Annotated in this window: 25 protein-coding genes and 2 tRNA genes; 13 read left to right on the forward strand and 14 right to left on the reverse strand. The window is 68.7% G+C overall.

From position 1 onward, the window contains the following. Window positions 1–13 precede the first annotated feature (13 nt). The 3 genes from JUB11_RS14920 to JUB11_RS14930 all read right to left on the reverse strand — a co-directional run bounded on the left by JUB11_RS14920 (window position 14) and on the right by JUB11_RS14930 (window position 1,429). Window positions 14–90: transfer RNA gene (locus JUB11_RS14920), tRNA-Pro, on the reverse strand. 175 nt (window positions 91–265) lie between these two features. Continuing rightward, a tRNA-Pro gene (locus tag JUB11_RS14925) sits at window positions 266–342 on the reverse strand. Between the two features lie 70 nt (window positions 343–412). Beyond that, on the reverse strand, window positions 413–1,429 hold the full coding sequence (locus JUB11_RS14930; protein ID WP_207459358.1) for a polyprenyl synthetase family protein: 1,017 nt from the start codon (window positions 1,427–1,429) through the stop codon (window positions 413–415). 138 nt (window positions 1,430–1,567) lie between these two features. Here JUB11_RS14930 and JUB11_RS14935 point away from each other — a divergent pair, with 138 nt between their 5' ends. From JUB11_RS14935 to JUB11_RS14955, 5 genes are all read left to right on the forward strand, one after another. Continuing rightward, window positions 1,568–1,777, forward strand: a complete 210-nt coding sequence (locus JUB11_RS14935; RefSeq protein ID WP_207459359.1) for a DUF2007 domain-containing protein — start codon at window positions 1,568–1,570, stop codon at window positions 1,775–1,777. Then, the gene (locus JUB11_RS14940; RefSeq protein WP_348771432.1) at window positions 1,774–2,538 is read left to right on the forward strand and encodes a methyltransferase; all 765 of its coding nucleotides are present in this window, start codon (window positions 1,774–1,776) and stop codon (window positions 2,536–2,538) included. Before JUB11_RS14935 ends, JUB11_RS14940 begins: the two co-directional genes overlap by 4 nt. 3 nt (window positions 2,539–2,541) lie before the next feature. Further along, window positions 2,542–3,078, forward strand: a complete 537-nt coding sequence (locus tag JUB11_RS14945) for a GNAT family N-acetyltransferase (RefSeq protein ID WP_207459360.1) — start codon at window positions 2,542–2,544, stop codon at window positions 3,076–3,078. Window positions 3,079–3,189: 111 nt separating this feature from the next. After that, complete coding sequence (locus tag JUB11_RS14950) at window positions 3,190–3,393, forward strand: hypothetical protein (RefSeq protein WP_207459361.1); 204 nt, start codon at window positions 3,190–3,192, stop codon at window positions 3,391–3,393. A 73-nt stretch (window positions 3,394–3,466) separates the two neighbouring features. After that, the gene (locus JUB11_RS14955; protein WP_247887069.1) at window positions 3,467–4,348 is read left to right on the forward strand and encodes a S49 family peptidase; all 882 of its coding nucleotides are present in this window, start codon (window positions 3,467–3,469) and stop codon (window positions 4,346–4,348) included. 8 nt (window positions 4,349–4,356) lie between these two features. Here the strand turns inward: JUB11_RS14955 and JUB11_RS14960 are convergent, their stop codons facing one another. Next, window positions 4,357–4,584 (reverse strand): type II toxin-antitoxin system HicB family antitoxin, encoded by a 228-nt coding sequence (locus JUB11_RS14960; protein ID WP_207459363.1) that lies wholly within the window; start codon window positions 4,582–4,584, stop codon window positions 4,357–4,359. A gap of 197 nt (window positions 4,585–4,781) precedes the next feature. Between JUB11_RS14960 and JUB11_RS14965 the strand changes: the two genes are divergently transcribed. The 4 genes from JUB11_RS14965 to JUB11_RS14980 all read left to right on the forward strand — a co-directional run bounded on the left by JUB11_RS14965 (window position 4,782) and on the right by JUB11_RS14980 (window position 9,791). Beyond that, window positions 4,782–5,048: a hypothetical protein gene (locus JUB11_RS14965; RefSeq protein WP_207459364.1), complete on the forward strand. Its 267-nt coding sequence runs from the start codon at window positions 4,782–4,784 to the stop codon at window positions 5,046–5,048. Window positions 5,049–5,158: 110 nt separating this feature from the next. Then, the gene (locus JUB11_RS14970) at window positions 5,159–6,061 is read left to right on the forward strand and encodes a glycine--tRNA ligase subunit alpha (protein WP_207459365.1); all 903 of its coding nucleotides are present in this window, start codon (window positions 5,159–5,161) and stop codon (window positions 6,059–6,061) included. Between the two features lie 4 nt (window positions 6,062–6,065). Continuing rightward, entirely contained in the window at window positions 6,066–8,150 is a 2,085-nt protein-coding gene (gene glyS / locus JUB11_RS14975) for a glycine--tRNA ligase subunit beta (RefSeq protein ID WP_207459366.1), read from the forward strand. A gap of 546 nt (window positions 8,151–8,696) precedes the next feature. After that, on the forward strand, window positions 8,697–9,791 hold the full coding sequence (locus tag JUB11_RS14980; protein ID WP_247887070.1) for a Fic/DOC family N-terminal domain-containing protein: 1,095 nt from the start codon (window positions 8,697–8,699) through the stop codon (window positions 9,789–9,791). Between the two features lie 9 nt (window positions 9,792–9,800). Here the strand turns inward: JUB11_RS14980 and JUB11_RS14985 are convergent, their stop codons facing one another. From JUB11_RS14985 to JUB11_RS15005, 5 genes are all read right to left on the reverse strand, one after another. After that, window positions 9,801–10,028 (reverse strand): hypothetical protein, encoded by a 228-nt coding sequence (locus tag JUB11_RS14985; RefSeq protein ID WP_207459368.1) that lies wholly within the window; start codon window positions 10,026–10,028, stop codon window positions 9,801–9,803. 524 nt (window positions 10,029–10,552) lie between these two features. Next, on the reverse strand, window positions 10,553–11,038 hold the full coding sequence (locus JUB11_RS14990) for a hypothetical protein (RefSeq protein ID WP_207459369.1): 486 nt from the start codon (window positions 11,036–11,038) through the stop codon (window positions 10,553–10,555). Between the two features lie 194 nt (window positions 11,039–11,232). Then, entirely contained in the window at window positions 11,233–12,939 is a 1,707-nt protein-coding gene (locus JUB11_RS14995; RefSeq protein WP_207459370.1) for a Na/Pi symporter, read from the reverse strand. A 64-nt stretch (window positions 12,940–13,003) separates the two neighbouring features. Further along, a complete protein-coding gene (pstS, locus tag JUB11_RS15000) occupies window positions 13,004–14,005 on the reverse strand; it encodes a phosphate ABC transporter substrate-binding protein PstS (RefSeq protein WP_207459371.1) in 1,002 nt (333 codons plus the stop codon). 787 nt (window positions 14,006–14,792) lie between these two features. Next, window positions 14,793–17,027, reverse strand: coding sequence for a helicase-related protein (locus JUB11_RS15005; RefSeq protein ID WP_207459372.1), 2,235 nt, complete (start codon window positions 17,025–17,027; stop codon window positions 14,793–14,795). Window positions 17,028–17,182: 155 nt separating this feature from the next. Between JUB11_RS15005 and JUB11_RS15010 the strand changes: the two genes are divergently transcribed. From JUB11_RS15010 to JUB11_RS15020, 3 genes are all read left to right on the forward strand, one after another. Then, window positions 17,183–17,821 (forward strand): Fe-S cluster assembly protein HesB, encoded by a 639-nt coding sequence (locus JUB11_RS15010; protein ID WP_348771434.1) that lies wholly within the window; start codon window positions 17,183–17,185, stop codon window positions 17,819–17,821. Next, window positions 17,821–18,906, forward strand: coding sequence for a spore photoproduct lyase family protein (locus JUB11_RS15015; protein ID WP_207459374.1), 1,086 nt, complete (start codon window positions 17,821–17,823; stop codon window positions 18,904–18,906). Before JUB11_RS15010 ends, JUB11_RS15015 begins: the two co-directional genes overlap by 1 nt. Window positions 18,907–19,180: 274 nt before the next feature. Next, window positions 19,181–20,254 (forward strand): putative zinc-binding peptidase, encoded by a 1,074-nt coding sequence (locus JUB11_RS15020; RefSeq protein WP_207459375.1) that lies wholly within the window; start codon window positions 19,181–19,183, stop codon window positions 20,252–20,254. 22 nt (window positions 20,255–20,276) lie between these two features. Here JUB11_RS15020 and JUB11_RS15025 read toward each other — a convergent pair whose 3' ends face one another. The 5 genes from JUB11_RS15025 to efp all read right to left on the reverse strand — a co-directional run bounded on the left by JUB11_RS15025 (window position 20,277) and on the right by efp (window position 25,421). Next, window positions 20,277–21,599 (reverse strand): peptidoglycan -binding protein, encoded by a 1,323-nt coding sequence (locus tag JUB11_RS15025; protein WP_207459376.1) that lies wholly within the window; start codon window positions 21,597–21,599, stop codon window positions 20,277–20,279. 36 nt (window positions 21,600–21,635) lie between these two features. Continuing rightward, the gene (locus JUB11_RS15030) at window positions 21,636–22,778 is read right to left on the reverse strand and encodes a flagellar motor protein MotA (protein WP_247887071.1); all 1,143 of its coding nucleotides are present in this window, start codon (window positions 22,776–22,778) and stop codon (window positions 21,636–21,638) included. Between the two features lie 50 nt (window positions 22,779–22,828). Continuing rightward, complete coding sequence (locus JUB11_RS15035) at window positions 22,829–23,698, reverse strand: hypothetical protein (RefSeq protein ID WP_348771435.1); 870 nt, start codon at window positions 23,696–23,698, stop codon at window positions 22,829–22,831. 229 nt (window positions 23,699–23,927) lie between these two features. Further along, window positions 23,928–24,770 (reverse strand): inositol monophosphatase family protein, encoded by an 843-nt coding sequence (locus JUB11_RS15040; RefSeq protein ID WP_207459378.1) that lies wholly within the window; start codon window positions 24,768–24,770, stop codon window positions 23,928–23,930. An 84-nt stretch (window positions 24,771–24,854) separates the two neighbouring features. After that, window positions 24,855–25,421, reverse strand: coding sequence for an elongation factor P (gene efp, locus JUB11_RS15045; protein ID WP_207459379.1), 567 nt, complete (start codon window positions 25,419–25,421; stop codon window positions 24,855–24,857). 220 nt (window positions 25,422–25,641) lie between these two features. Between efp and epmA the strand changes: the two genes are divergently transcribed. After that, entirely contained in the window at window positions 25,642–26,709 is a 1,068-nt protein-coding gene (epmA, locus tag JUB11_RS15050) for an EF-P lysine aminoacylase EpmA (protein ID WP_207459380.1), read from the forward strand. Window positions 26,710–26,727: the final 18 nt, after the last annotated feature.

A 26,727-nucleotide genomic window follows, 5' to 3' on the forward strand; every position in this document is an offset into this window, starting at 1 on the left:
CCCCTTCGTCATTTGGTCGGAGAGAGAGGATTCGAACCTCCGGCCCCTGCTTCCCGAAAGCAGTGCTCTACCAGGCTGAGCTACTCTCCGTTCGGTGCCGGCAGCGTCTCGTCCGCCGGTGAGCGGGGTATATAAAGGCCTCCGCGCGGGGACGCAAGCGTCCTGAGAGACCGACTGCCACTTTCTTTCGGAGCCGGAACGGAACCCGGATCCGGTGGCCCGGAACGGCAAAAGGGCCGGCGTTGCCGCCGGCCCCTTCGTCATTTGGTCGGAGAGAGAGGATTCGAACCTCCGGCCCCTGCTTCCCGAAAGCAGTGCTCTACCAGGCTGAGCTACTCTCCGTCAGTCACCGGCGGGCGTCTCGTCCGCCGGTGAGCGGGGTATATAAAGGCCCCCGGCGGGGGGCGCAACATCAAAAATCGCGGTCGATGACGAAATCGATCACGTCCAGCATGGCGCGCTTCACCGGCGCGTCGGCGAACAGGCCGAGCGCGTCGCGGGCGATGGCGCCATAGTGGCGGGCGCGCTCCACCGTGTCCTTCAGGGCGTTGTGCTTGGCCATCAGCGCCTGGGCGTGCTCCAGGTCGCCGTCGCGCTGGTCCAGCTCCTCCAGCGTGCGGCGCCAGAAGGCGCGCTCCTCGTCGTTGCCGCGCCGGAAGGCGAGCACGACGGGCAGGGTGATCTTGCCCTCGCGGAAATCGTCGCCGACCGTCTTGCCCAGCTTCGCCTGGAGCGCCGAGTAATCCAGCACGTCGTCGACGAGCTGGAAGGCGATGCCCAGGTTCATGCCGTAGTCGTACAGCGCCATCTCCTCGGCCGGCGGGCGCTTGGCGACCACCGCGCCGACGCGGCAGGCCGCGCCGAACAGCTCCGCCGTCTTGGCCTTGATGACGTCGAGATAGGCCTGCTCGCTGGTTTCCGTGTCGTTGGTGGTGCGCAGCTGCAGCACCTCGCCCTCGGCGATGATGGCCGAGGCGTTGGACAGGATGCGCAGCACGTCCAGCGACCCGACCTCGACCATGAGCTGGAAGGAGCGGGAGAACAGGAAGTCGCCGACGAGCACGCTGGCCTTGTTGCCGAACACCGCGTTCGCCGAGGCGAGGCCCCGGCGCAGGTCGCTTTCGTCCACCACGTCGTCGTGCAGCAGCGTGGCGCTGTGGATGAACTCCACGACCGCCGCCAGCATCCGGTGATTCTCGCCCTGATAGCCGCACAGCTCGGCCGAGGCCAGCGTCAGCACGGGGCGCAGCCGCTTGCCGCCGGCGGCGATGAGATAGCCGGCGAGCTGCGGGATCAGCTCCACCGACGAGTCCATCCGCTTGACGATCAACTCGTTGACGGCGCTCAGATCGTCGGCCACCAGGGCGGTCAGCTCGTCGAGCGGGGTGGACTTGCGCCGTTTCGGCTCGAGGTTGGTCACGACCGCCAAGGTCGACTCCAATGATGATTGAGATGATTGACGGATTCCATTCCGGGACGGAGCATAACGGCCTAGCCTGTTCGGTCAAGCCCGCAAGGCTTGCGCCGCCCCTACGTCCCACTTTTGAGAGAGCGTGCCGACACAGCGATGCGAGAGATCCTGCGCAGCAACGACCCGGTCCGCCTGTCCTGGCTCACGGCCCTGCTGGCCGATGCCGGGATCGAGGTGGTGGTGTTCGACACCCACACCAGCATATTGGAGGGCTCCATCGGCGCCATCCCGCGCCGTCTGATGGTCGCGGACGAGGACCACGCGGACGCCCTGCGCGTCCTGCGGGATTCGGGCGAGACGCCGTGACCGTCCCCGCCATGACCGTCCCTGCCGACAGCGCGCCGGAGGACTTCCTTCTCGGCGGCCGCGTCCGCCTGACCCAGCCCGAGGGCGCCTACCGCGCGGCCATCGACCCGGTGCTGCTGGCCGCCTTCACCGCCGCGCGGGAGGGGGAGCGGGTGCTGGACGTCGGGGCCGGCACCGGCGCCGCCTCGCTTTGCCTCGCCGCCCGCGTCTCCGGCGCCCAGATCACCGGCCTGGAGCAGCGGGCCGACGCCGCCGCCTATGCCCGGCGCAACATCGCGCTGAACGAGATGGAGGAGCGCGTCGCCCTGGTCGAGGGCGACCTTCTGGCGCCGCCGCCGGTTCTCGCCGGTCTCCGCTTCGACCGCGTCATGATGAACCCGCCCTACCTGAAGGCCGGCGCCGCCTCCGTCCCCCCCGACGACTGGAAGGCCGCCGCCAACGTGGAAGGGGCGGCAAGCCTCCCCGACTGGCTGCGCTTCGCCGCCCGCATGCTGAAGCCGCGCGGCACCCTGACCCTGGTCCACCGCGCCGACCGGCTGGACGAAATCCTGGCGGCGCTGCACGGCCGCTTCGGCGGGGTCCTGCTGGTCCCCGTCTGGCCCAAGGCGGGGGAGGCGGCCCGGCGCGTCCTCCTCTCCGCCCGCCTCGGCGGCAAGGCCCCCTTCCGCCTGTCCGCCGGCCTGACCATGCACGAAGCGGCCGGCGGCTACACCGAAGCCGCCGAACGGGTGCTGCGCGGTGCAGAGGCGCTGGAGGGATAGGGCATGGACCTGAGAAACACGGCGCTGGCCTCCGAACGCCTGTCCTTGAGATCCTTCACACCGGGGGATGCGCCGGAGATCTTCGCGGCCGTCACGCCGACTCTCACGCGCTTCATGGTCTTCGATCCGTCGCCTTCCCTTGTGTCCTTCTCGGAGGTCTGGCGGATTTGGCTGCCGAACATGGCGGCCGGCACAGATCTTTACCTGGTGGTGCGCGCCACCGGATCGGGGGAGTTCCTGGGCCTCACTGGCCTGCACGGCATCGGCGCGCCGGAACCGGAAGCCGGCATTTGGATCAAGGAGAGCGCACACGGCTCCGGATTCGGACGGGAGGCGGTCTCGACGTTGGTCGGCTGGGCTGGCCGCGTCATCGGTGTGAGGAGCATCCTTTATTCCGTCGCCGAGGAGAACCGGCCAAGCCGCAGGGTCGCCGAAAGCCTCGGCGCGCACGTCGTCGGGACGAGCAAGCTGCCGAAAGCCGGCGGCGTCCTGCATCCGATGCTCGTCTATCGGATTCCGGTTCCCCAATCCGCCGTTTGATCAACAAGCCTCGGTGAAATGACCGTCTATCTTAATCACGGCAGGAATTTTATCATGTCCGGAGCCGTTGGATAGACGCACGCCAATCCCTGCCTTCGTCGGAGTCTCAGAATGGCCGTGATGCAGAACGAAGTGTACGAGGCGTTCCGAGCCATCGACATTCCGGAGGACAAGGCGCTCAAGGCAGCGGAAGCGCTGAGCAAGCGCGACGATGACGTCACGGCCCTGAAAACGGACACCATGATCCTGAAATGGATGATGGGGTTCGTCCTGGCCTTCCAGGTCGCCGTCTTCGTGAAGCTCTTCCTCCAGTAGCCCGCGGCCCGCAAGCCGGCGCGCACCGGCTCATTGAAAGCAGCTTCAGCGTCACCATGTCTGCGCGATGACGATGCAAACCTTCCTTGCCAAGCTCCCGTTCGGCCCCTGGCGCAAGGCCGGGCCGGTCGTGTCCGTCCTGCGGCTGTCCGGCGTGATCGGGCAGGTCGGTCCCCTGCGCGCCGGCCTGACCATGGCCGGCACCGCCGGGCTGATCGAGCGCGCCTTCGCGCCGAAGCAGCAGGCGGCGGTCGCGCTGATCGTCAATTCGCCGGGCGGCTCGCCGGTCCAGTCGGCGCTGATCGCCAAGCGCATCCGCGACCTCGCCACCGAGAAGAAGGTCCCCGTCTTCGCCTTTTGCGAGGATGTGGCGGCGTCCGGCGGCTATTGGCTCGCCTGCGCGGCGGACGAAATCTGGGCCGACGACAGCTCGATCATCGGCTCGATCGGTGTCGTCTCCAGCGGCTTCGGCCTGCACGAGTTCATCCAGCGCCACGGCATCGAGCGGCGCGTCCACACCGCGGGCGAGAAGAAGGTTCTGCTCGACGCCTTCTCGCCGGAGCGCGAGGACGCCGTCGCGCACCTGAAATCCATCCAGGCGGACATACACGAAAGCTTCAAGGCGATGGTCCGCGCGCGCCGTGGCGCGCGGCTGAACGGGCCGGAGGAGGACCTCTTCTCGGGCAGCTTCTGGGCCGGACGCAAGGCGCTGGAACTGGGGCTGATCGACGGGATCGGCGACCTGCGCTCGATCCTGCGCGGCCGCTTCGGGGAGAAGGTCCGGCTGCGCGTCATCCAGGAGGACCGCCGCTGGTTCCGCCGCCCCGGCCTGCGCATCGGCGGGGCGACCATCGACCCGTCGGCGCTCGACCTCTCCACACTGGCCGCGAACCTGCCCGGCGCCGCGCTCGCCACGGTGGAGGAGCGGGCGCTCTGGGCGCGGTTCGGACTGTAGGGGTTCCCTTACTCGTCCACCATCCGCAGGCGGCGCGACGGCTCGGGCATCCGGGTGCCGGCGGCCCTGGCGGCGTCGATCAGCGTCTGGATGGCGGCCAGCACATTTTCGTTGGCTTCCGCCGGCGTCGCTCCGCTGGAGACGCAGCCCGGCAGGTCGGGCACTTCCGCCACGTAGCCGGTGCCGGCCTCGGGCGCCATCGGGCGGACGATGACCGGATACTCGCTGGCGTCCATTTCGACTCTTCCTCCGGAGGAACGTTTCGTTGGGACCTATCAATGTACGGAATCCGAAAAATCCGGCAAGTGTCATAAGCCTTGAGGCGTAAACACCCGGAGCAAAGGATAAGCCGCAGTTCCTGACCCCGGCCCCGGCCCCCGGCACTTGCCCCCTGCACTTGACCGCGGCCCTTCGGCCCAATAAAGCTGGACCCATGTTCTCGAAGATCCTCTTCCTGGCGCTGGTGATCGGCGCCGTCTGGTTCGGCTGGCGCTGGTACAACCGCATCGGCGCGGTCGGGCGCGAACGGCTGCGCGAGCGGCAGGCCCGCCGCCAGGGCGGGGCCAATCCATTCGCCGGCACGCCGCCCCAGCCCGGCCTCAAGGCCGAGGACATGGAGAAATGCCCGGAATGCGGAGCCTACGTCGCGCCGCGCTCCGCCGTCTCCTGCGGGCGCCCCGCCTGCCCCTACGGGCGCTGAACGTCGCCGGGAAGCTGCGGCGAAGCGTCGGGTTGATTCCGCGGACTCCGCCGCGTATCGTGCGGCGCGCCTAGCAAACCGTTGAAACAACCCATTTCGTGATATCGCCCATGGCCTCCCAGAGCGGGTCTTCCCCCGGCAGCCGCGGCCTGTCCTTCCAGGCCCTGATCCTCAAGCTCCACCAGTACTGGTCGGAGCAGGGTTGCGTGATCCTCCAGCCCTACGACATGGAGGTGGGGGCCGGCACCTTCCACCCGGCGACGACGCTGCGCGCCCTGGGCCCGGACCACTGGAAGGCCGCCTATGTGCAGCCCTCCCGCCGCCCGAAGGACGGTCGCTATGGCGAGAACCCGAACCGGCTCCAGCACTATTACCAATACCAGGTCATCATGAAGCCCTCGCCGGCCAACGCGCAGGAGCTGTACCTGGACAGCCTGCGCGCCATCGGCATCGACCCGGCGCTGCACGACATCCGCTTCGTCGAGGACGACTGGGAGAGCCCGACGCTCGGCGCCTGGGGCCTGGGCTGGGAGGTCTGGTGCGACGGCATGGAGGTGACCCAGTTCACCTATTTCCAGCAGGTCGGCGGCATCGAGTGCGACCCCGTCTCGGTCGAGCTGACCTACGGGCTTGAGCGCCTCGCCATGTACGTACAGGGTGTCGAGAACGTCTACGACCTGGACTTCAACGGCCAGGGCGTCTCCTACGGCGACGTCTTCAAGCGCGCCGAGATCGACTATTCCAAGTATAATTTCGAGCATGCCGACACCGCCAAGCTGCTCGTCCATTTCGAGGACGCGGAGGCCGAGTGCCGCAAGCTCGTCGAGGCGGGTCTGGCCCAGCCCGCCTACGACCAGTGCATCAAGGCCTCCCACCTCTTCAACCTGCTGGACGCGCGCGGCGTGATCAGCGTGGTCGAGCGCGCCGCCTACATCGGCCGCGTCCGCGCGCTGGCGAAGGCCTGCTGCGAGGCCTGGGTGAACGGCGCCGCCACCGGCGCGCAGAAGGTCTGATCCGATGGCTGAACTTCTCATCGAATTCTTCTCCGAGGAAATCCCCGCCCGCATGCAGGCGCGCGCGGCCGACGACCTGCGCCGCCTCGTCACCGACAAGCTGGGCGCGGCCGGCCTGACCTTCGCGTCGGCCGCCGCCCATTCCACCCCGCGCCGCCTGGCCCTGGTGGTGGACGGCCTGCCGGAGCGCACCGCCGACGTCCGCGAGGAGAAGAAGGGCCCGCGCGTCGGCGCCCCCGACCAGGCCGTCCAGGGCTTCCTGAAGTCCGCCGGCCTTTCCAGCCTCGACCAGTGCGAGCAGCGCGACAGCGGCAAGGGCGTCTTCTGGTTCGCCGTCGTGGAGAAGCCCGGCCGCGACACGGCCGAGGTGCTGCCGGAGATCATCCTGGCCGCCATGGCCGAGCTGCCCTGGCCGAAGTCCATGCGCTGGGCCGCCAACACGGTCCGCTGGGTGCGCCCGCTGCACTCCATCGTGGCGCTCTTCGGCGGCAAGGTTCTGACCGGCGCCTTCGATCTCGGCAACGGCGCCTCCGTGCCCTTCGGCGACACCACCCGCGGCCACCGCTTCCTGTCGCCGGACGCCTTCACAGTCACCGGCTTCGCTGATTACCGCGACCGGCTGCGCGCCGCCCACGTCATTCTCGACCGCGAGGAGCGCAAGGCGAAGATCAAGGCCGACGCCGAGGCGCTGGCCGCGGCGCAGGGCCTGACCCTGTCGCCCGACGACGCGCTGCTCGACGAGGTCTGCGGCCTCGTGGAATGGCCGTCCGTCCTGATGGGCGGCATCGACGAGGCCTTCATGGACGTGCCGTCGGAGGTGCTGATCACCTCCATGCGCACGCACCAGAAATACTTCGCCGCCCTGGATGCGGAGGGGCGGATGGCCCCGCGCTTCATCGTGGTCACCAACATGATCACGACGGACGGCGGCCGGATGGTCATCGCCGGCAACGAGCGCGTCCTGCGCGCCCGCCTGTCCGACGCCAAATTCTTCTGGGACCAGGACCGAAAGACGAAGCTGGAATCCCGCCTGCCGGCGCTGGAGAAGATCACCTTCCACGCAAAACTCGGCACGGTCGCCCAGAAGGTCGAACGCATCCAGACCCTGTCCGCCGCCATCGCGGAGGCCACCGGCGCCGACGTGGAGGCCGCCAAGCGCGCGGCCCTGCTGACCAAGGCCGACCTCGTGACCGAGGTGGTCGGAGAGTTCCCCGAGGTCCAGGGCATCATGGGCCGCTACTACGCGCTGGGGCAGGGCGAGAGCCCGGAGGTGGCCGACGCCATCGCCAACCATTACAAGCCGCTGGGACCGTCGGACAGCTGCCCGACGGCCCCGGTCTCGGTCGCCGTCGCGCTGGCCGACAAGCTGGACACGCTGGTCGGCTTCTTCGCCATCGACGAGAAGCCCACGGGATCGAAAGACCCCTACGCGCTCCGCCGCGCGGCGCTCGGCATCATCCGGCTGGTGCTGGAGAACGGTCTGCGCCTGCCGCTGACCCGCGTCTTCGCGGCGGCCCACGGCGCCTATTCGGTGGGCGGCCTTGCCCCGGCCGAAACGGTGGCCTCGGACCTGCTGGCCTTCTTCGCCGACCGGCTGAAGGTGGTGCTGCGCGAGCAGGGCGTGCGCCACGACCTCGTGGACGCGGTCTTCGCGCTGGGCGGCGAGGATGACCTGTCCCGCCTGCTGGCCCGCGTGAAGGCGCTCCAGTCCTTCGTCGGCTCGGAGGACGGCGCCAACCTGCTGACCGCCACCAAGCGCGCCGGCAACATCCTGCGCATCGAGGAGAAGAAGGACGGCGCCAGCTACGACCAGCCGGTGGACGCCGCCAAGCTGGCCCAGCCGGAGGAGAAGGACCTCTACGGCGCCCTGTCCGCCGCGTCCGAGGCCGCCCGCCCGCTGCTGGCGTCGGAGGATTTCGCCGGCGCCATGGCGACGCTCGCCCGCCTGCGCGGCCCGGTGGACGCCTTCTTCGACAAGGTGACGGTGAACGCGGAGGACGCGGCGCTGCGCGCCAACCGCCTCCGCCTCCTCAGCCAGATCCGCGCGACGCTGAACGCGGTGGCGGACTTCTCGAAGATCGAGGGCTGATCAAAGGCAAGGGCCGCCCCTTCCCATCCCGACGCCCATTCCTTCTCCCCTCCGGGGAGAAGGTCAGGATGAGGGGGGCGCCCAAAGGCGGCCCGCGCCGCCCGGCGAGTCCTCCGCAGAACGTTGGAGCCAAATCCTCTCCCCTCCGGGGAGAGGGTAGGGTGAGGGGGATGTCCACCCGCCGAACGTCGCGCCGAACCTCGCGTTTCAAACCCGGTCCCGGATTTCGTTACACCGCTCTTACCCTCGTGCCGCCATCCGGTTGGAACGCTTCTCACCCAACCTTGGTGGCCTTTTCCCGCTACGTCATCAGCCACGGCAAGATCCCCGACAACCTTGCACATGGGCGCCCCGGCCACTTCCATATTCAAGGTTTTCCTCATAACCTTAAATATGGATGCCGATCGGCCGCCTTGATGAAGGTTCACGGGTATGCGACGCGACGATCTGTGCCCGGCAATCCGCGAACGGCTGCACCGCTTGCCGTCGCCCTATCAGGCGCATTACGGAGTTATCCCTCCGCCGCCGCCCGAGGAAGCCGTGTTCATGGAACCGGTGCGCGCGCGCAGCGAGGCCGCAAACCGTGCGCTGGCCCAGGTCGATGTCCTGGCACGGGAGCTTCAGGATCCTTACCTGTTCAGCCGGCTCCTGACCCGGAGAGAGGCGGTGTCCAGCAGCGTCATGGAGGGCACCAACTCCACGCTCGATGAACTCCTGACCATCGAGGAAAGCAGCGATGGCACGGTGGGGGAGGCCGCCGCCCAGGTCAGGGATTACGCACTGGCGCTGGACACTCTTGTTCCGCGGGCCCGGGACGAGGGGCCGGCGCTTTTCACCGTCCCCTTGTTCCAGGACCTGCACCGGACGGTGATGAGGGGAGACACCACATACCGGGACATACCCGGTGACCTTCGGAAAGGCGTCGTCTGGATCGGTGCCGGCGGGCAGGACATCAACTACTCCACCTTCAACCCGCCGCCGCCGGCCTTCGTCGCGGAGTGCCTGGAGCGGACGGCCGGATACATGCGCTGCGACGGGATGCAGCAGCAGACCCAGGGTCTCCTCACGCGCATGGCGGTGGCGCATGCCCATTTCGAGGCGGTCCACCCGTTCCGCGACGGGAACGGGCGGGTCGGCCGCCTGCTGCTGCCTCTCATGATGGCCGCCGAGGGGCAGCTGCCGCTTTACCTGTCCCCCTATATCGAAGCCCACAAGGTGCTGTATTACGGCGCGTTGAAGGACGCTCAGCAGCGCCTCGAATGGCATGCGATGATCGGCTTCTTGGCCGATGCGGTGGTGGGCACCGTGGACGAGTTGTTGAAGACGCGCACGGCCCTGGCGAGCCTTCGCGGGATCTGGCTGCAACGCCGGGCGTTCCGGGCCGGCTCCACCGCCTTGCGCGCGCTCGACCTGCTGCCCCATTACCCGGTCATCACCGCCGGACGCCTCGCGGCCATCCTGGGGGTGAGCGCCCCGGCGGCCTCGGCGGCGCTGGTCCAATTGCAGGAGGCCGGGATCCTGGTCGAGCGGACCGGCTATCGGCGGAACCGGATTTTCGCGGCGGCCGAAGTGCTGTCCGTCATCAACCGTCCCTTCGGGGCGGCGCCGGTCCTGCCGGGCGACTCCATGGAGGACCAGTAAAGGAGCATCCTACGCGGTCGGCGTCTCGCGGCTGCTCAGTTCGCGGCGCAGCAGCCCATGACCGATGAAGAGCCGGTGGAGCGTGGCAATGGATCGGGTTTCGGCGATGTCCTGCTCGGTGCGCTCCAGCATCCGGCGCAGCCGGTCGGACGGCATTTCGGCGAGTTGCCGCCGAAGGACGGAAATCGGGGCGTTCTCGTCCAGACCGACTTCCAGACTGCAATCCGACGCGCTCATTCGGCACCCTGACCTGTTCATCGCCGGCACTAAACTGCGTGGGCACACCAATGGTTCAACGCAAGCCGGAGCTTTTCCGGATTCACCCCGGCCTATGTGGCGGGGCCGTTCCGCCGTCACGCCTGAACCAGCACTTAGGTGCTGCGTTGTAATACAAACGTCATGACCTTTTCCAGACCAAAAGAGGTAGGCTGCGCCCGTTCGCAGCCGAAGGCGGACAGTATGTGCGGCCCGCCGCCTCACCCCTGAGAGGCGGCGGGTTTCCCAGACCGACACGGTGACGTCGCGACATTCGCCAGGAACGGGATGCCGTCCGGGGCCTGCCTGGCTCCCATGGACGGCGCGGGCCTGCCGGCAGGGATGGAATGCCGGCAGGCCTCATTCGCGCGCGAACCCGCGACACGGCAATCGGAAGGGCGCTTCACCAAGGCCACCGGAAAGTGCGGGATCATCCCTGCCGGATCCCGGTGCGGCTCAAGCCTGGGTGCGGCCAGGAACGCTACGGTACCGCGCTCTCAGGTGTTTCAGGTCTTCTTCTGATCCAGCTCCGGAACGGTGGCCGGCCCGGTCAGGGAGGTGGTCGCCAAGGCGGCTTTCCGGCTCCTGCTTCGAGCGTTGCGGGGAGCCGCCTCGGTTCCGTCGGCGGCGGGGGCAGCGGCAGGGGGCGCCTTTTTCCTGCCCTTGGTCGAAGGCAGCAGTGTCTCGGCAGCCTTCGCGACCGCGCCTTCCACGGCTTCGACCGCGTCCGTCGTCACCTCGCGCGCGATAGCGCCGCCCGCCGATCCGGCCTCGGCGGCCTGTTGCCCGAGACCGGCGACGAGCTTCTTCACGCGGTCACCGCCCGCCAGGGCTCCGGCGATCGCGACCAGCGCCGCCGCGGCGACCTCGCGGCCCTGCGGGGTGTTCAGGAAATCCAGCAGCGAATCGCTGGAATCTCTCAGCGATTTCGGAACCTCGATCCCGGCGATCACCTTCGGCAGCTTGAACTTGCTCTTTTTCCCCTTGGGCACCACGGGCCTCCCGAAACCGCAACGATTCTCTAAACCGAATGTGCTCCCGAGGGTTCCGGAGTCAATGGGTTTTGAGCCAAATTTCTCCGTCCGGATCGTGGGGCCTGCGGAGCCCACGACGTGACGTTCATGACGCTTGGGAGTGGGGACACCCGGCTTCCTCACCCCCTTCGCGGTCCTCCGCGTGACCGGGACTAGGCCAGCGACGGTTTCGGATCGAGAATGGCGAACTCATCCCCGGTGGTCTCCATCTCCGCGATGGCGTTGCGGTCGACGGAGCGCCGCTCCGTGTCGATGCGGTCGATGAGAAGGAAGGCGCGCTCCGCGTTGCCGAGCAGGGCGACGAGGGCCGCGCGGTCGGCTGGTGTCAGCGACTCCAGGGTCAGGCAGCGGCGGCGCAGGTCGGTCAACCCGCTGATCCGCGTGTCGGCCCAGCCGGCCGGGTTCATCTGTGCGCCACCGTGCAGCAGGGGGGTCAGGGCCTCGGTGATCTGATCGAGGACCCCGGTGACCAGTTCACGCGCCGGCGGGGACAAATCCTCGTTCTTCACGCGCACGGCCATCTGATGAAGCGTGTCGCTGAGGCTCTCCACATAATCCGCCTCCTCGATCAGGCTCGCCACCAGATCGGTCTGGGAGTAGGGCTGCCCGGGCCGGAGCAGAGTGACCGCGAAAGCACCGATGTCCCGGCTGAGGATGCCGAGTGCGGCATGGTGTGTGTGCGGATCCTTGGGTGCCTGCGGCAGGCCGCGCGCCGATTCCAGGAAGACGGCCCCTGCTTCCAGAAGGCGCCCGATCTCCTTCTGGAGTGCCGGCACGCCCCTCCGGATGTCCCCGCGCCGGTCGGGCGTGAGGTGCTTCGGGACCGAGTAGTCCTCGACGTCCTCCGAGGCGTCCCGGCCGACGCGCGACAGCACCCGTTCGAAGGTCCCGACGAAGGGGAACAGCAGCAGCGTGTTGAAGATGTTGAAGAAGGTCGAATAGATGCCGATGGCAACGGGCACCAGCGGATAGGTTTCCTTGCCGTTCACGATCAGCGGCACGCCCGGATCGCCGCCGAACCATTGCATCACGAAGCGCAGTGCGTCCATCGACAGGAAGAACAGCGGGATGGTGACCATCACCCCGATGATGTTGAAGGATATGTGGGCGTAGGCCGCGCGTTTGGCGTTCTTGGACAGGTTCAGCGACGCCAGCCAGGAGGTGATGGTCGTCCCGAGATCGGCGCCGAGCGAGAAGGCCACGGCGGTCTGCCAGTCCAGGATGCCGGACGCGCCCAGCCCCATGACGATGCCGATGGTCGCCGACGAGGAATGGATCATCGCGGTGATCAGGGCGGCCGTGGCGACGCAGGTCAGCAGGCCGACGATGTTGTCCGCCTGAAGCGAGGAGATCGCCGACATCACCTCGGGCATGCCGCGCAGCGGCCGCAGGCCGCCGGTCATCAGGTTCAGGCCGTAGAAGATCAGGGAGAAGCCGATGCAGGCCAGCGCGATGCTCTTCACCTTCTCCGAACGGGCGAAAATGTGAACCAGCGCGAAGAAGCCTGCGAGCAGGAGGCCCAGCGGCCCGAGAGGCAGGGCGATCAGCCCGTTGCCCAGCGTTGTTCCGATGTTGGCGCCCATGATGACGCTGATCGCCGGACGCAGCCCGACGACCCCGGCGTTCACCAGCCCGACGACCATGACCGTCATGGCGGTGGAGGACTGGATGATGCCGGTGATGAAGGTGCCCGCCAGCACACCCTTCACCGGTGTTCCCGCGAAGGTGCCGAGCAGCCTTCGCATCTTGTTGGCGGCGACGGCCTGGATGCCGTTCGACATGAACTCCAGCCCGAGCATGAAGATCCCGAGCCCGCCGATGACCGGCACTATGATCTGGGTGAAGACATCCACCTGCACGTCGTGCTCTCCTTTGGTTTGGCCGGATTCGTCCGGCCGCCCGAAGTGGCGCCTGACCCCTCCGTCAGGGTTGCCAGTAGGACTTCCAGTAAGTTCTGACCTGCTCGACCGCCCGGTCGGGCAGGGGCACGTAGCCGAGGTCCAGCGCGTCCTGCTGCCAGCGGGTCAGGGCACCGTCGAACAGGCGGAGCGCCCTCCTCCCCCGGTCTCCCGAAGGGGGCGCCTGCGGCATCAGCGCATAGACGGTGGCCGTGATCGGATAGGCGTCCGCCCCGGCCATGTCGGTGGTCAGCAGGTCGAAATGCGGCTTGCCGGCCCAGTCCGCGCCCTCCAGGGCGCTGGCGATCGTATGTCGTGACGGGGCGACGAACTGCCCGGCCCGGTTCTCGACCCGCGCGACGGTCAGCCCGATGCGGGCGGCTTGGCCGAACTCGACATAGCCGATGGAATTCGGGTTCGCCTTGACGGTCTCGATGACGCCGCCGCTGCCCCTCGCTCCGGTGCCGGCCGGCCAGCGGAGTTCCGTGTCCACGCCGACCCGATCGCGCCATTCCATGCTGGCGCTCGCGAGATACGCCGCGAAATTGTAGGTGGAACCGGAGCCGTCAGCCCGATGCACGACCATGACCGGTTCATCGGGCAGCGGAAGATCGGGGTTGAGCCCCTTCAGCGCCGGGTGCGTCCAGCGGTCGATCTTTCCCAGATAGATGTCGGCCAGTGCCGCGCGGGAGAGGCGCAGGGTGCCATCCGCAACCCCCGGCACATTCACCACCACGGCGATGCCGCCCGCGGCGATGGGAAACTGCGCCAGCCCGTGGCGGACGACCTCGTCCGCCCCGAGCGGAGCCTCGGTCGCCCCGAAATCGACCGCCTTCGCGATCACCCGCATGATCCCGCCCAACGAGCCGACGGGCTCGTAATCCAGGCCGCCCTCCGGGGCCGGAAAATCGCCGCCATCGGCCTCGGCGTTTCTGAATTTCTCGGCCCAGGCGCTGAGCAGCGGAAAAACGAAGGTGGATCCCGCACCGGTGACAGGCTCCGCGCGGGCCGGTGCGGACAGCGCCATGCAAACGCAAACAGCGGCAATCAGACGAAGGCGTGTCATACGTTCACCACTCCTCGACGAGTAACCTTATCCGGAGACATCGCCGATCAGAGTAGATGCGGAGAATGACAGTTGGATGAACCGTGCGTTATTAGTGCGAGTGACACGCGATTGCGCTGTCATTTATCCGAAATATTGGAAGAGAGGCGTGCCGGTTGGACTTGGATGGCCTTTGATATCCATATTTCTGTTCCTGATATGGGGCAGTTGTTGGGGCAGGACGACACGCGGAGAATCCGGTGGCTGGCCCGACATCCTCGACCCGCACCTGGCTCGCCACTTCGTCATGTCAATCACGCGCATTCCATGGCGCGACCAAGAACGTGGACGCGAAGCGCTTCCTTGCGTCCGCGAAGGAGCTTAAGTCCACCCCTGCCGGCAACGGTACCGCCGTTCTCGGTAATTCTCGTAACGTCCGCGACAACGCTGCTTGAGAGGGACGGGTTTTCACATGATCGCGGCGCCGGGAGCAGGAGCGACGAAAGCTGCTAGCGCAATGGAAACCATCACCGTTTCCTCCACCGGCCCTTTGCGCGAAACACCTATTTATTTCAGGCCTGCTAGCTGCATGAATGTATCGGTATAACCTCATAAAATCCTGGTTATTCGTTTCTACTTTTTGTTCTGCTGTATCGAGCATCAGAATCGGTAAGGGATGTGCCGCAGACCGCAATATCAACACAGCAACGAACTCCGCATGCCCCAGCGGCGTCCAGTGATCGTCTCGGCCTCATTATCCCCTGATGCCTCACCGCCGCCGCGGCCCGAACCGCTTCCTCGGCGCGCCCCTGAACCCCGCGGCGGGCGGGGGTGGGCGGCGTTTGGCCCGGGAGGCGAGAAGCTCTGAAAGGCGCTTGCCGATGGCGTCGCGGCGCGTGCGGACGGCGTCGCGGTCGGGGAAGAGGGGGCGGAACTTGCGGGCGCACCAGTAATAGAGGTCGCAGGCCCGCGACAGCCCTTCCAGCGTCTCGGCGTCCAGGCCGTCGAGACGCGCGGGGACGACATGGCCGATGGGCAGGCCGGTGTTCGTCTCCACCGCGTCCAGCACGGAACGGAAGAAGCGCGCCTCCGCCTCCTTGTCGAGGTCGGCGGGGGCGAGCAGCAGGTCCAGCTTGGCCGGCAGGGCCAAGTCGCGGGCGTCCAGCAGCAGGGCGATGCGGCGCATGGCCGACAGATCGGCGACGCGATAGGGTGAGCCCGCCGTGCGCGCGTCGGCGAAGCAGTCCACCAGGAGGGTGGCCTGATCCGTGCGCAGGTAATCGGCAAGGCGGCCGAGCATGGCGCGGGTCGGGCGGACGGCGAGCGGAGCGTCGGGCAGCAGCCGGTGGTCCGTCCGTTCCAGCAGCTGGCGGAGCGCCTGGGGCGTACCGCGCGCGATGACGCCGAACTCGCCGGCCTCGAACTTGCCGAATCGGCCGGCGCGGCCGGCGATCTGCTTGATCTCCGTCGGCGTCAGGGGGCGCACGCTGGTGCCGTCGAACTTCTCCAGTGCCGTGAACAGCACGCGGCGGCAGGGCAGGTTCAGCCCCATGCCGATGGCGTCGGTCGCCACCACCACGTCGGCCTCGCCCGACAGGAAGCGCTTGGCCTCGCGCCGCCGCACGTCCGGGGCGAGCGCGCCGTAGATCGCCGCGACGGACAGGCCGCGCGCCTGGAGCGTGTCGCGCACGCCGTGCACCTCCCGCCGGGAGAAGGCGATCAGCGCGTCACCGGCCTGCACCTCGTCCCATTCCAGCCGGCGGTCCAGCATGGTCAGCGGGGTCTTGCGCTCCAGCTCGACCACCTCCAGCGGCTCGCCCAGATGGGCGGCGGCGCGCTCGACCAGCGGGCGCACCTCGGGCGCGCCCAGGATGAAGACGGTGGCGGCCGGCGCCCCCATCAGCGCCGCCGTCCAGGCCCATCCCCGGTCCGGGTCGGCCAGCATCTGGATCTCGTCGATGACCGCGACATCGACGGGCCGGTCCGGGTCCATCATCTCGATGGTGGAGGCGGTGTGGCGGGCGCCGGGGGTGGCGATCTCCTCCTCGCCGGTCAGCAGGGTGGTCGGCGTGCCCTCCGCGTTCAGCCGCTCCATCACCTCCAGCGCCAGCAGGCGCAAGGGGGCCAGATAGACGCCATCGCGGGCACCCTTCAGCGCCTCGATGGCCTGGTGGGTCTTGCCGGAGTTGGTCGGGCCGATCACCAGCACCAGCCGGCGGCCCATGCCGCGCGCCACCGGGAACAGCCGCTCGAAGCGGGCGAAGTCGAAATAGCGGTCCACGTAGAGCCGCCCGCGCGCCTCCGCCCGCTCGCGCCGCCACGCGTCGAACTCCCGGTCCCAGCGGGACAGCAGCTCCTCCCAGCCGTAGCGGTTGCGGGCGACGCGCGCCAGCCGGTCGCCGAAGGCCTCGAAGGTCCAGCCGTCGTCCGGCTCCCCGATCTCCTCGGCGTAGGCGCGTAGGCGGGCCGCCGTGGAGGACAGCGCCGTTTCCATAGCGGAGGCGAGCTGCGGGTCGCGCTCCACGCGCTCGGCCAACTCCCCGTCGGACAGGCCGGCCAGCTCGTCGGCGTCGAAGGTCCGGGCGACCTGGAGCCGCACGGGGGACGCCATGCCGCGCCAGGGCAGCTCGTCCGTCAGGGTGGCACGGACGCGGGTGCGGTCGTCCGCCGGGTGCAGGGAGGCCGGCCGCCGGTCCAGCGCGCGGCGCCCCTGCTCCAGCAGGGCGTTGCGGCGGCCCGCGCGGTCGATGAGGCCCTGGATTTCCAGGAGGATGCCCTCCTTCCGGTCGGCGGGCACCAGCAGGTCGCGCTTGCCCTTGGGCAAGGGCAGGCCGAGCGGGACCAGCCCCATGATCTCCGCATGGTCCATGCGCGTCGCCCCCGCCGCCGACAGGCTCAGCACCTCCGGGTGGGAGGAGGCGAGGTCATGCACGAGGTGCGGGTCGGCGGCCTCCTGCGCGGAGGGTTCGGGCGTCGGGGACGGAGCGTCTGCGGGATTTTCCATGGCCGATAACTAGCCGTGCCGCCGGCGCGCGGCAACCTTTGTCCCTTTGAACTTTTGTTCCCCGGACTGTTGAGGAGAACATGACCGACCCAGACGACTTATCCGCGAAGGCCCTGGAAATCCACCGGCGCCTTTGCCTCGTATACGGATGCCCGGTGGCGTACTTCCACGATCTCGATCCCCTGAGCGAGCTGGTGTCCTCCCTGCTGTCCCATCGCACGCGCAACGCGGCCTCCTCCAAGCCCTTCAAGGCCCTGCGCCGGCGCTGGCCCGACTGGGCCGCCGTGCGCGACGCGCCGACGGCGGAGGTCGAGGAGGCCATCGCCGGCGTGACCTGGCCGGAGCAGAAGGCGCCGCGCCTCCAGGCGATCCTGCGGCGGATCACCGAGCTGCGCGGCGCGCTGGAACTGGACTTCCTCACGGAGATGACGGTGGAGGAGGCGCGGGCCTGGCTGGAGGGGCTGCCCGGCGTCGGGCCGAAGACGAGTGCGGCCGTGCTGAGCTTCAGCAGCCTGCGCCGCGCCGCCCTGCCGGTGGACAGCCACCATCACCGGGTCGCCGCGCGCACCGGACTGATCCCCGGAAGCCTGCCGGTCGGTCCGTCGCACCGCGTGCTGGCGGCGATGCTTCCGCCGGACTGGGACGCGCAACAGGTCTACGACAACCATGAGGTCATGATGCTGCACGGGCAGCGCTGCTGCTATTACCAGGATCCCGCCTGCCACCGTTGCGTCCTGCTGGAGCTGTGCCCGACGGGCCAGGCGCTGATGCCGCCGGCGCGGATCTCCGCCTGATGAGCGAGGCCGCCACGCCGGCCAAGGCGCCGCCGCTGCTGGAGGTCGGGCGCATCTATGTGGAGCCGGCCGCCGCCGCGCACCCGCGCGGGCGCCAGATCCTGGAGCGCTTCCCCGACGCCGAGCGCATCGAGGTGAAGTCGCACTGGAACATTCCCGGCCTGCACGGGAACGAGGAGGCGCTGGACGATTACGTCCGCATCAAGCGCACGGCGCTGGTGCTGGGCGTGAAGAAAGGGCTCACGGTCCGCGACAATGGGCGTAGCGCGGACTTCATCGCACCCTCCCACTCCAACGGCTGCGCCATGGCCTGCGCCTATTGCTACGTCTCCCGGCGCAAGGGCTATGCCAACCCGATCAGCACCTTCGTCAACATCGAGGGCATCTGCGCCGCCCTCGAGCGGCATGCCGGAAAGCTCGGGCCGAAGATGGCGCCGAACCAGGTGGATCCGCGACTCTGGGTCTATGACCTGGGGGAGAATGGCGACTGTTCCGTGGATGCCCAGATCTCCGACAATGTGCTGGACCTTACGGCGCTGTTTCGCCGCCTTCCCAACGCCAAGGGCAGCTTCGCCACCAAATACGTGAACCGCGACCTGCTGGACTATGACCCACGGGGGAAGATGCGCATCCGCTTCAGCCTGATGCCGCCGGACGTCGCCCGCGTGCTGGACGTGCGCGCCAGCCCGGTGCCGGAGCGCATCGCAGCCATCAACGACTTCGTCGCGGCGGGCTGGGAGGTCCACCTGAACTTCAGCCCGGTCATCGTCTATGAGGGCTGGACGGCGGCCTACGCCGAGCTGTTCCAGGCCGTGGACGCGGCCCTGTCGCCGGAGGCCAGGGCGCAGATGGCCGCCGAGGTCATCTTCCTCACCCACAATGAGGGGCTGCACGAGGTGAACCTGCGCTGGCACCCCAAGGCGGAGGATCTTCTCTGGACCCCGCGCTGGCAGGAGGCCAAACGGTCGGAGAACGGCGCAGACAACGTGCGCTACCGGGCGGGAATGAAGGGCAAGATGCTCGGCATGTTCCGCGAACTGCTCGAACGTCATCTGCCCCATTGCCCGATCCGCTACGCATTTTGATCCGGGGTGCTGGGAGGATTCGCGGTCTGGAGCGTTATGCACGCTGGCGCGGGTTGGTGGTCAGCGCAGGGCGCATTGCGGCGTTTTGAGTCTGACGGTGCTTTTCCGTCATCCCCGCGAAAGCGGGGATCCAGTCCTCCGGTCGCGTGCATGCATTGCGGAGCCTGGATCCCCGCGTTCGCGGGGATGACGGTCGATGCTGTGGGACGGCCGAATGCGTGACGCGATGCCCTGACGGGATTGCCGGGACTTTCACACGAAGCGGGTGCGGATCATGAAACTGTTCGAATGTCAGGCGTGCGGGCAGCCGCTCTATTTCGAGAATGTCGTGTGCGAGCGGTGCGGGCACCGGCTGGGCTATCTTCCGCGGCTGACGACCCTTTCGGCGGTCGAGCAGCAGGACGGCGAGATCTGGCGCGCGCTCGCCACGACGGAGCCGCTCTACAAGTTCTGCCCGAACGCGGAGCATGCCGTCTGCAACTGGATGCTGCCCGCGGATTCGCCGGAGACCTTCTGCGCCGCCTGCCGCCACAACAACACGATCCCGGACCTGTCGAACCCGGAGAACCTCGCGCACTGGCGCAAGCTGGAGAACGCCAAGCACCATCTGTTCTACACGCTCCTGCGGCTCGGCCTGCCGCTGGAGACGCGCAAGCAGAACCCGGAGGAAGGGCTGGCCTTCGACTTCCTGACCGACCAGGTGGACGCGGCGGGGAACGTGACGAAGGTGCTGACCGGCCACGCCACCGGCCTCATCACCATCAACCTCGCCGAAGCCGACGACGCGGAGCGCGAGAAGCGCCGCACGGCGATGGGCGAGCCCTACCGCACGCTGCTCGGCCATTTCCGGCACGAGGTCGGCCATTATTTCTGGGACCGGCTGGTCCGTGACGCCAACCGGCTGGAGGAGTTCCGCGCGGTCTTCGGCGACGAGCAGGAGGATTACGGGGCCGCCCTGCAACGGCATTACCAGAACGGCCCGCCCGCCGACTGGCAGGCCAATTACGTCAGCAGCTACGCCACCGCCCACCCCTGGGAGGATTTCGCGGAGACCTGGGCCCACTACCTGCACATCGTGGACACGCTGGAAACCGCCCGCGCCTTCGGGCTGAAGGTGCGCCCGCGCATCAAGGAAGGCGCGGAGCTTCAGGCCGAGGTTGACTTCAACCCCTACCGCACCTCCAGCATCGAGGACATCATCGAGACCTGGCTGCCGCTGACCTACGCGGTGAACAGCCTGAACCGCAGCATGGGCCAGCCGGACCTCTACCCCTTCATCATCTCGCCGACTGTCGTCGAGAAGCTGGGCTACATGAACAACCTCGTGCAGACCAGCCGGGTGGAGTGAACGGAAGCTGCTGGACCGGCGCTCAGCGTTGGTCCAGCTTCAGCTCGATGCGGCGGTTGCGGGCCAGGGCTTCCTCGCTGGTGCCGGGGTCGAGCGGCTGGAACTCGCCGAAGCCGGCGGCGGCGAGCCGTTCCGGCGGCAGGCCCTGGGAGGTGAGGTACTTGACCACCGAGATGGCGCGGGCCGCCGACAGCTCCCAGTTGGACGGGTAGAGGTTGCGGTTGATCGGCCGGCTGTCGGTGTGACCGTCCACCCGCAGTACCCAGTTGATGTCCGACGGGATGCGCTGCCCGACATCCATCAGCGTGCGCGCAAGCTCGACGAGCTGGTCCTGGCCGGCCCCGCCCAGAACGGCCGACCCGGAGGGGAAGAGCAGTTCGGACTGGAAGACGAAGCGGTCGCCGACGATGGAGACGTCTGGCCGGTCGCCCAGCGCCTCGCGCACCCGGCCGAAGAACTCCGACCGGTAGCGGGCCAGCTCCTGCACCTTGCTCGCCAGCGCCTGGTTGAGGCGGGAGCCGAGTTCGGCGATCTGCACCTGCTGCTCGCGCGCCCGGCCTTCCGACACCTCAAGCACCGCCCCGATCTGGGTGAGCTGCTGGCGCAGGGCCGCGATCTGCTGGTTCAGGAACTCGACCTGCCGGCGTGCCTCCTCCGACTGCGCGCGCTCGCCGGTGAGGGAGCCCTCCAGCTCGGCGATGCGGGCGGTGCGCTGCTCGATCTCGCGCTGCGCCAGCATGGTCCGCTCGGTTTCGCGGGCGAGCTGGTCGGTCTTCTCGGCCAGCTCGCCGCTGGTCCGGGCCAGCTCCGTCTCCAGCGCCTTCGACCGGTCGCGCTCGCTGCCGAGCTGGCCCAGGAGCGCCTGGCGCTGCTGCTCGGTCATGCTGAGCGTGACGTGCGCCTCGGCCAGCTCGCCTTCGAGCCGCCGGCGGACCTCGCGAAGCTGGGTGATGTCCTGCTGAAGGCTCGCCAGTTCACGCCGCCGCTCGTCGAGCGTGCGGGCACTCTCGTCCTGCTGGGACTGGAGCGTGCCGAGCTGCGCCGTCATGTCGTCGCGCGTCGCGACGGAGGCCTGCAGCTCCGTGGAGAGCTGCGCGATGCCGACGCGCAGGTCGGCGTTCGCGTCGCGCTCCAGCGTCAGCAGCTCGTTCAGCTCGGCCACCTTGCGGTTGAGGCTGGTGAGCTGCTCGTCCCGGCCGGTCAGCGCCGTCGCCAGGTAGAACTGCGCGACGACGAAGATCATCAGCAGGAAGATGACCACCATCACCAGCGACGACAGCGCGTCGACCCAACCGGGCCATGCGCTGGCGTCTCGGTGGCTGTTGCGGCGGCTGAGGCTGGCCATGTGGGCGGATTCCTAGGCTTCGGACGGGTGGAGCGTCTAGCGCTCCGATTCCTCGGCGAGTGCGGCGATGGTGCGGGCGAGGACCTTGATCTCGCTGCGGATCTCCTGAACCGCCTGGTTGCGGCCGGTCGAGGCTTCCTCGACAAGGCGCGCGAGGTAGACGTCCATGTTGCGCAGGTGCTGGCGCGACCCCTCGTCGAAGCCGCCGTTCGTCATTTCCGAGAGGCGGTCCAGCAGGTTCTTCATCTCCAGCTGCCCCTCGCCGAGCCGCAGCAGGAGCTGCTGTTCGGCGCGCATCTGGTCGGTCAGGGTGGACAGCCGCTCGGTCAGCGCCATGAGGTTGTTGTTGGCGGTGCGGCGCCCCTCCTCGGAGGTGGCGACGGTGCGCTGGAGCGCGTCCAGGTTCTCCGCCGTCTGCTCCAGCAGGGCCTGGAGATAGGCCGAGGCCGACTGGTCGCCCGTTTCAAGCCCGCCACCGCCGCCGCTGGACAGGCGCGTGGCGCCGGACAGCCAATTCTCGACGTCCTGGAAGAAGCGGTTGTGCGCCTGGCTCGCCTGAAGCTCCAGGAAGCCCAGCACCAGAGAGCCAGCCAGTCCGAACAGCGAGGAGCTGAAGGCCGTGCCCATGCCGGTCAGCGGTGCCGCCAGCCCGCGCTGCAGGTCCGAGAACATCGAGCCCACGTCGCCGCCGGTAACGGACAGCCCGCCGATGACCCCGGCCACGGAGCTGACCGTGTGCAGCAGGCCCCAGAAGGTGCCGAGCAGGCCGAGAAAGATCAGCAGCCCGATCAGGTAGCGCGACAGCTCCCGCGATTCGTCCAGCCGCGAGGCGATGCCGTCGAGCAGGGAGCGCATCGACAGGGCCGACAGGGTCAGCCGGCCGCGCCGCTCGCCCAGCATGCGCGCCATGGGGGCGAGCAGGGTGGGGGCGGGCGGCTCGGCACCAGGGCGCTGGGCGCCGTTCTGGAAATGCTCCAGCCATGCCACTTCCGGGCGCAGCATCAGCACCTGGCGGAAGATGAAGAGGATGCCGGCGAACAACGTGCCCAGGATCAGCCCGTTCAGCGCCGGGTTGTTCATGAAGGCACCATGGAGTGCTGGGTACATCAGCCCGACCACGGCCCCGACCACCAGAAGGAAGAGGATCATCCGGGTCAGGAAGCGCTCTGGGCGCGTCATCGTGGATCGCTCCTCCGGGTGGGTTGTCTGGGCGGTCACGGCCATGGGCGTCACTCGTTCAGGAAATCGATGTCGATGCGGTCCGGCGGCCCTCCGCCCTCCGCGATGCCGAGCGGGCGCACGCCGACGCGGTTGCGCGGGACGCCCAGCGCCTCCAGCCGTTCGCGCAGGGCGATCCCGCGCGACAGCGAGAGCTGCCGGGCCTCGCGCGCCGTCTCCGCCGTGCCGGAGGCGTAGGAGCGCAGCTCCAGCCGCGCGCTCTGGGAGGCCCGCATCCGCTCGGCGATGGCCTCGGCCATCGCCTGCACGCCGGGCGGCAGGTCGCCGCTGCCCTGCTCGAAGACGATGTTGAGGTCGGAAGGCCGGTTCTCCGCCGGGCGTGGCGCCGGCGCCGACGGGGGCGGAAGCGCCGCCGTCTGGGTGGACGTGGACCCGGGCGGGCCGGAGGGTGCCGCGCCCTGCGCCGTTTCCGGCGGCTGGGCGGTGGGGGGCTGGCCCGGCGCGGCCGCCTGCGCCTGTGCCGGGGGCTGCGCGGCCGCCGTGCCGCGGTTCGGCGCGGCGTCGCGGGGCGCCGGGCCGATGGTGATCTGCGGCGGTTCGGGCGCCTGCATCACGTCGGGCGTGACGAAGCGCGGCGGCGCCTTGATCGGCGCGGGCGGGCGGAGGTTGGGGCGTGGTGGAACGGCGAGTGGACGCGCGTTCTCCAGCGTCAGTGCCGCCGACTCGAAGCGGCCTCCCGGCTCCTGTTCCGCGGCGGCGGGCAGGGCCGATCCGGCGAGCATCGCGGCACCCAGAAGCGCGCCGGCCGCGGCCCCGTTCCGGCGGAAGGCCTTTTCAGGCCAAGCCTTTCGCTCGGGCACGCGCTGGGAGCGGGCCGGGCGGTCGGGGAGGTCGGCGGCGGAGACTCTGGAGACGGGCACGATCGATCCAACGACACGGTAAGGTGTCGAACCATAGCCCATCGATCGGCGTAGCGACAACGCCCTTGGCCGGGTTTAACGCCATCGAACGAGGCAGCACCCCGAAGCCCTAGGCCGAGGCGCCGTGCCCGCGGAGCCCGAGGCTATGGCCCGGAACGATCTATGGCGCGCCTCTATGACCGGTCCGATACAGGCGAGCCTGATACCGGCCAGTTCGATCGGCCGGCCGTCAGGCCGGCTGGGAACCGGCCGGGGAGGCGGGCGGAAGCACGCGGCGGTCGCCGGCCACGCGCAGCAGCTTGGCGAGCGGCAGGTGAAGGTGCGTGTTGGCGGCGAGGATGCTCTTGCCGAACACCGGGTTGCGGCCGCCGCCGATCTCGCCGACGAATCCGCCGGCCTCGGTCACCAGAAGCACGCCGGCCGCGGCGTCCCAGGGGCTCAGCCCCCGCTCCCAATAGCCGTCGTAACGGCCGGCCGCCACATAGGCGAGGTCGAGCGCCGCGGCGCCGAAGCGGCGGATGCCCGCGACCTCCTTCATGATCATCTCGGCTTCGTTCAGGAAGCCGGCATGGTCGCCGCGGCCCTTGAAGGGAATGCCGGTCGCGACCAGCGCGTCGGACAGGTTGCGGCGCTCGGACACGCGCAGGCGCTGGTGGTTCAGGAAGGCGCCCTGGCCCTTCTCGGCCCAGAACATCTGGTCATGGACCGGCTCGTACACCACGCCGGCGACGATCTCGCCGCTCTTTTCGAGCGCGATGGAAATGGCCCAGTGGGGCAGCCCGTGCAGGAAGTTGGTCGTGCCGTCGAGCGGATCGACGATCCAGCGCGCCGTGGCGTCCGAACCCTTGCTGCCGCCGCTCTCTTCCATCAGGAAGCCGAATTCGGGGCGGGCCTTGCTCAGCTCCTCGCGGATCATCTTCTCGGCGCGCAGGTCGGCGGCGGACACGAAGTCCGACGGCCCCTTGCGCGACACCTGGAGCTGCTCGACTTCGCCGAAGTCGCGCACGAGACCCCGGGCGGCCTTCTCGGCAGCGCGGACCATGACGTTGATGAGGGCGGAACGGGTGGCCATGGGCTTTGTGTTTTTCTGTGCTTCGGAGAGACGGTCATCGGCCCCCGGGCGTGCCGGAGGCCGATGCGGTGCTGTGTCGGACGCTTAGTCCTTCGCGCGCTCGACGTAGGTGCCTTCGGCCGTGTCGACGACGATGCGGGTGCCTGCCTCGATGTGCGGCGGCACGAGGATGGAGACGCCGTTCTCCAGCTTCGCCGGCTTGTAGGAGGAGGAGGCCGTCTGGCCCTTCACCACCGGGTCGGCCTCGACGATCTGCAGCGTGACCTTGCCGGGGATCTCGACGCCGAGCGGGGAGCCCTCGTGGCTCTGCACGGTGACTTCCATGCCGTCCTGGAGGAACACGGACTGGTCGCCGATCACCTCGCGGGCGATGGTGACCTGCTCGTAGCTTTCCTTGTCCATGAAGGTGAAATTGTCGCCTTCCGAGAAGAGGAAGGTCATTTCGGTCTCGTCGAGGCGGGCGCGCTCGACCGTCTCCTGAGTGCGGAAGCGCTCGCTGATGCGGGTGCCGGTGCGGACGTCCTTGCCCTCGATCTGGATGAAGGCGCCGCCCTTGCCGGGCTGCACGATCTGGGTCTTCTGGACGACGTAGAGCTTGCCGTTATGCTCCAGCACATGGCCGGGACGCATCTGGTTGGCGTTGACCTTCATAGGACGATTCCGTGTTTTCCAAGAAACGAGCGGCGCGGACCCTAGCAGCTTGCCGGGCGAAGGGCAACGGCGGGCGCGGCCAATACCACGCCCGATCGCCGGCTTTCGCCCGCTTCCCGCCCATAACAGGCGGCAACGCCCGCCGGCACGCGAATCTTCCGCCCGCGCCGCGGGTTTGCTAAGCAGCGCGCGACAGCATTCTTGCCGAAAGCCGCCACCGATGTCCACCGCGCCCACGCCCGCCGGTCTGCCCGCCTGGCACCCGGAGTCCTTCCGCCGCCGCCGCCCGCATCTCGCCGCGCGCGGGCGCGTGCTGGGCGCGTTGCGCCGCGTCTTCGAGGAGCAGGGCTTCATCGAGGTGGACACGCCGGCGCTTCAGGGCTCACCGGGCATGGAGCCGCACCTCCAGGCCTTCGCGACCGACCTCCAGGGACCGCACCCGGACGACCGGCGCCGGCTCTATCTGCACACAAGCCCCGAATTCGCGATGAAGAAGCTGCTGGTGGCCGGCGTTCCGCGCCTCTACCAGATCGCCCACGTCTACCGGAACGGCGAACGGTCCGACACCCATTCGCCGGAATTCTCGATGCTGGAATGGTACCGGGCGGGGGAGGGGTACGAGATCCTCATCCGCGACTGCGAGGATCTCGTCCGCGCCGCCGCCGAGGCCGCCGGGCGCCGGACCTTCTCCCGCAACGGGATGGACTGCGACCCCTTCCGGCCCTGGCGCATCCTGACGGTGCAGGACGCCTTCCTGGAATATGCGGGCATCGACCTGCTCGCCACCTACGACGGCAGCCACGAGCCGGACCCGGTGCCGTTGGCCGAGGCGGCGGCGCGCGCAGGCATCGCGCCGCATGCGGGCGACCGCTGGGAGGACATCGTGTTCCGCGTCATGTTCGACCGGATCGAGCCGCATCTGGGGCAAGGCGTGCCCTGCGTCCTGACCGACTACCCCCTCTGCATGGCGGCCCTGTCCCGCCCGAAGCCGGAAGACCCGCGGCTGGCCGAACGGTTCGAGCTGTACGCCTGCGGCGTCGAACTCGCCAACGCCTTCGGCGAACTGACCGACGCCGCCGTCCAGCGCGCCCGCTTCGAGGCCGACATGGAGCTGAAGCAGCGCCTCTACGGCGAGCGCTTCCCCGTGGACGAGGACTTCCTCGCCGCGCTGGAGCACGGCATGCCGCAGAGCAGCGGCATCGCGCTGGGTTTCGACCGGCTGGTCATGCTTTGCAGCGGCGCCGAGAGTATTGACGACGTGCTGTGGCTGCCGGTGACGAAGGCGTGAAGGGCCGCCCCACCCCCA

Origin of the sequence: Azospirillum sp. SYSU D00513, assembly GCF_017356015.1 — a bacterium.
Lineage (GTDB): Bacteria > Pseudomonadota > Alphaproteobacteria > Azospirillales > Azospirillaceae > Azospirillum.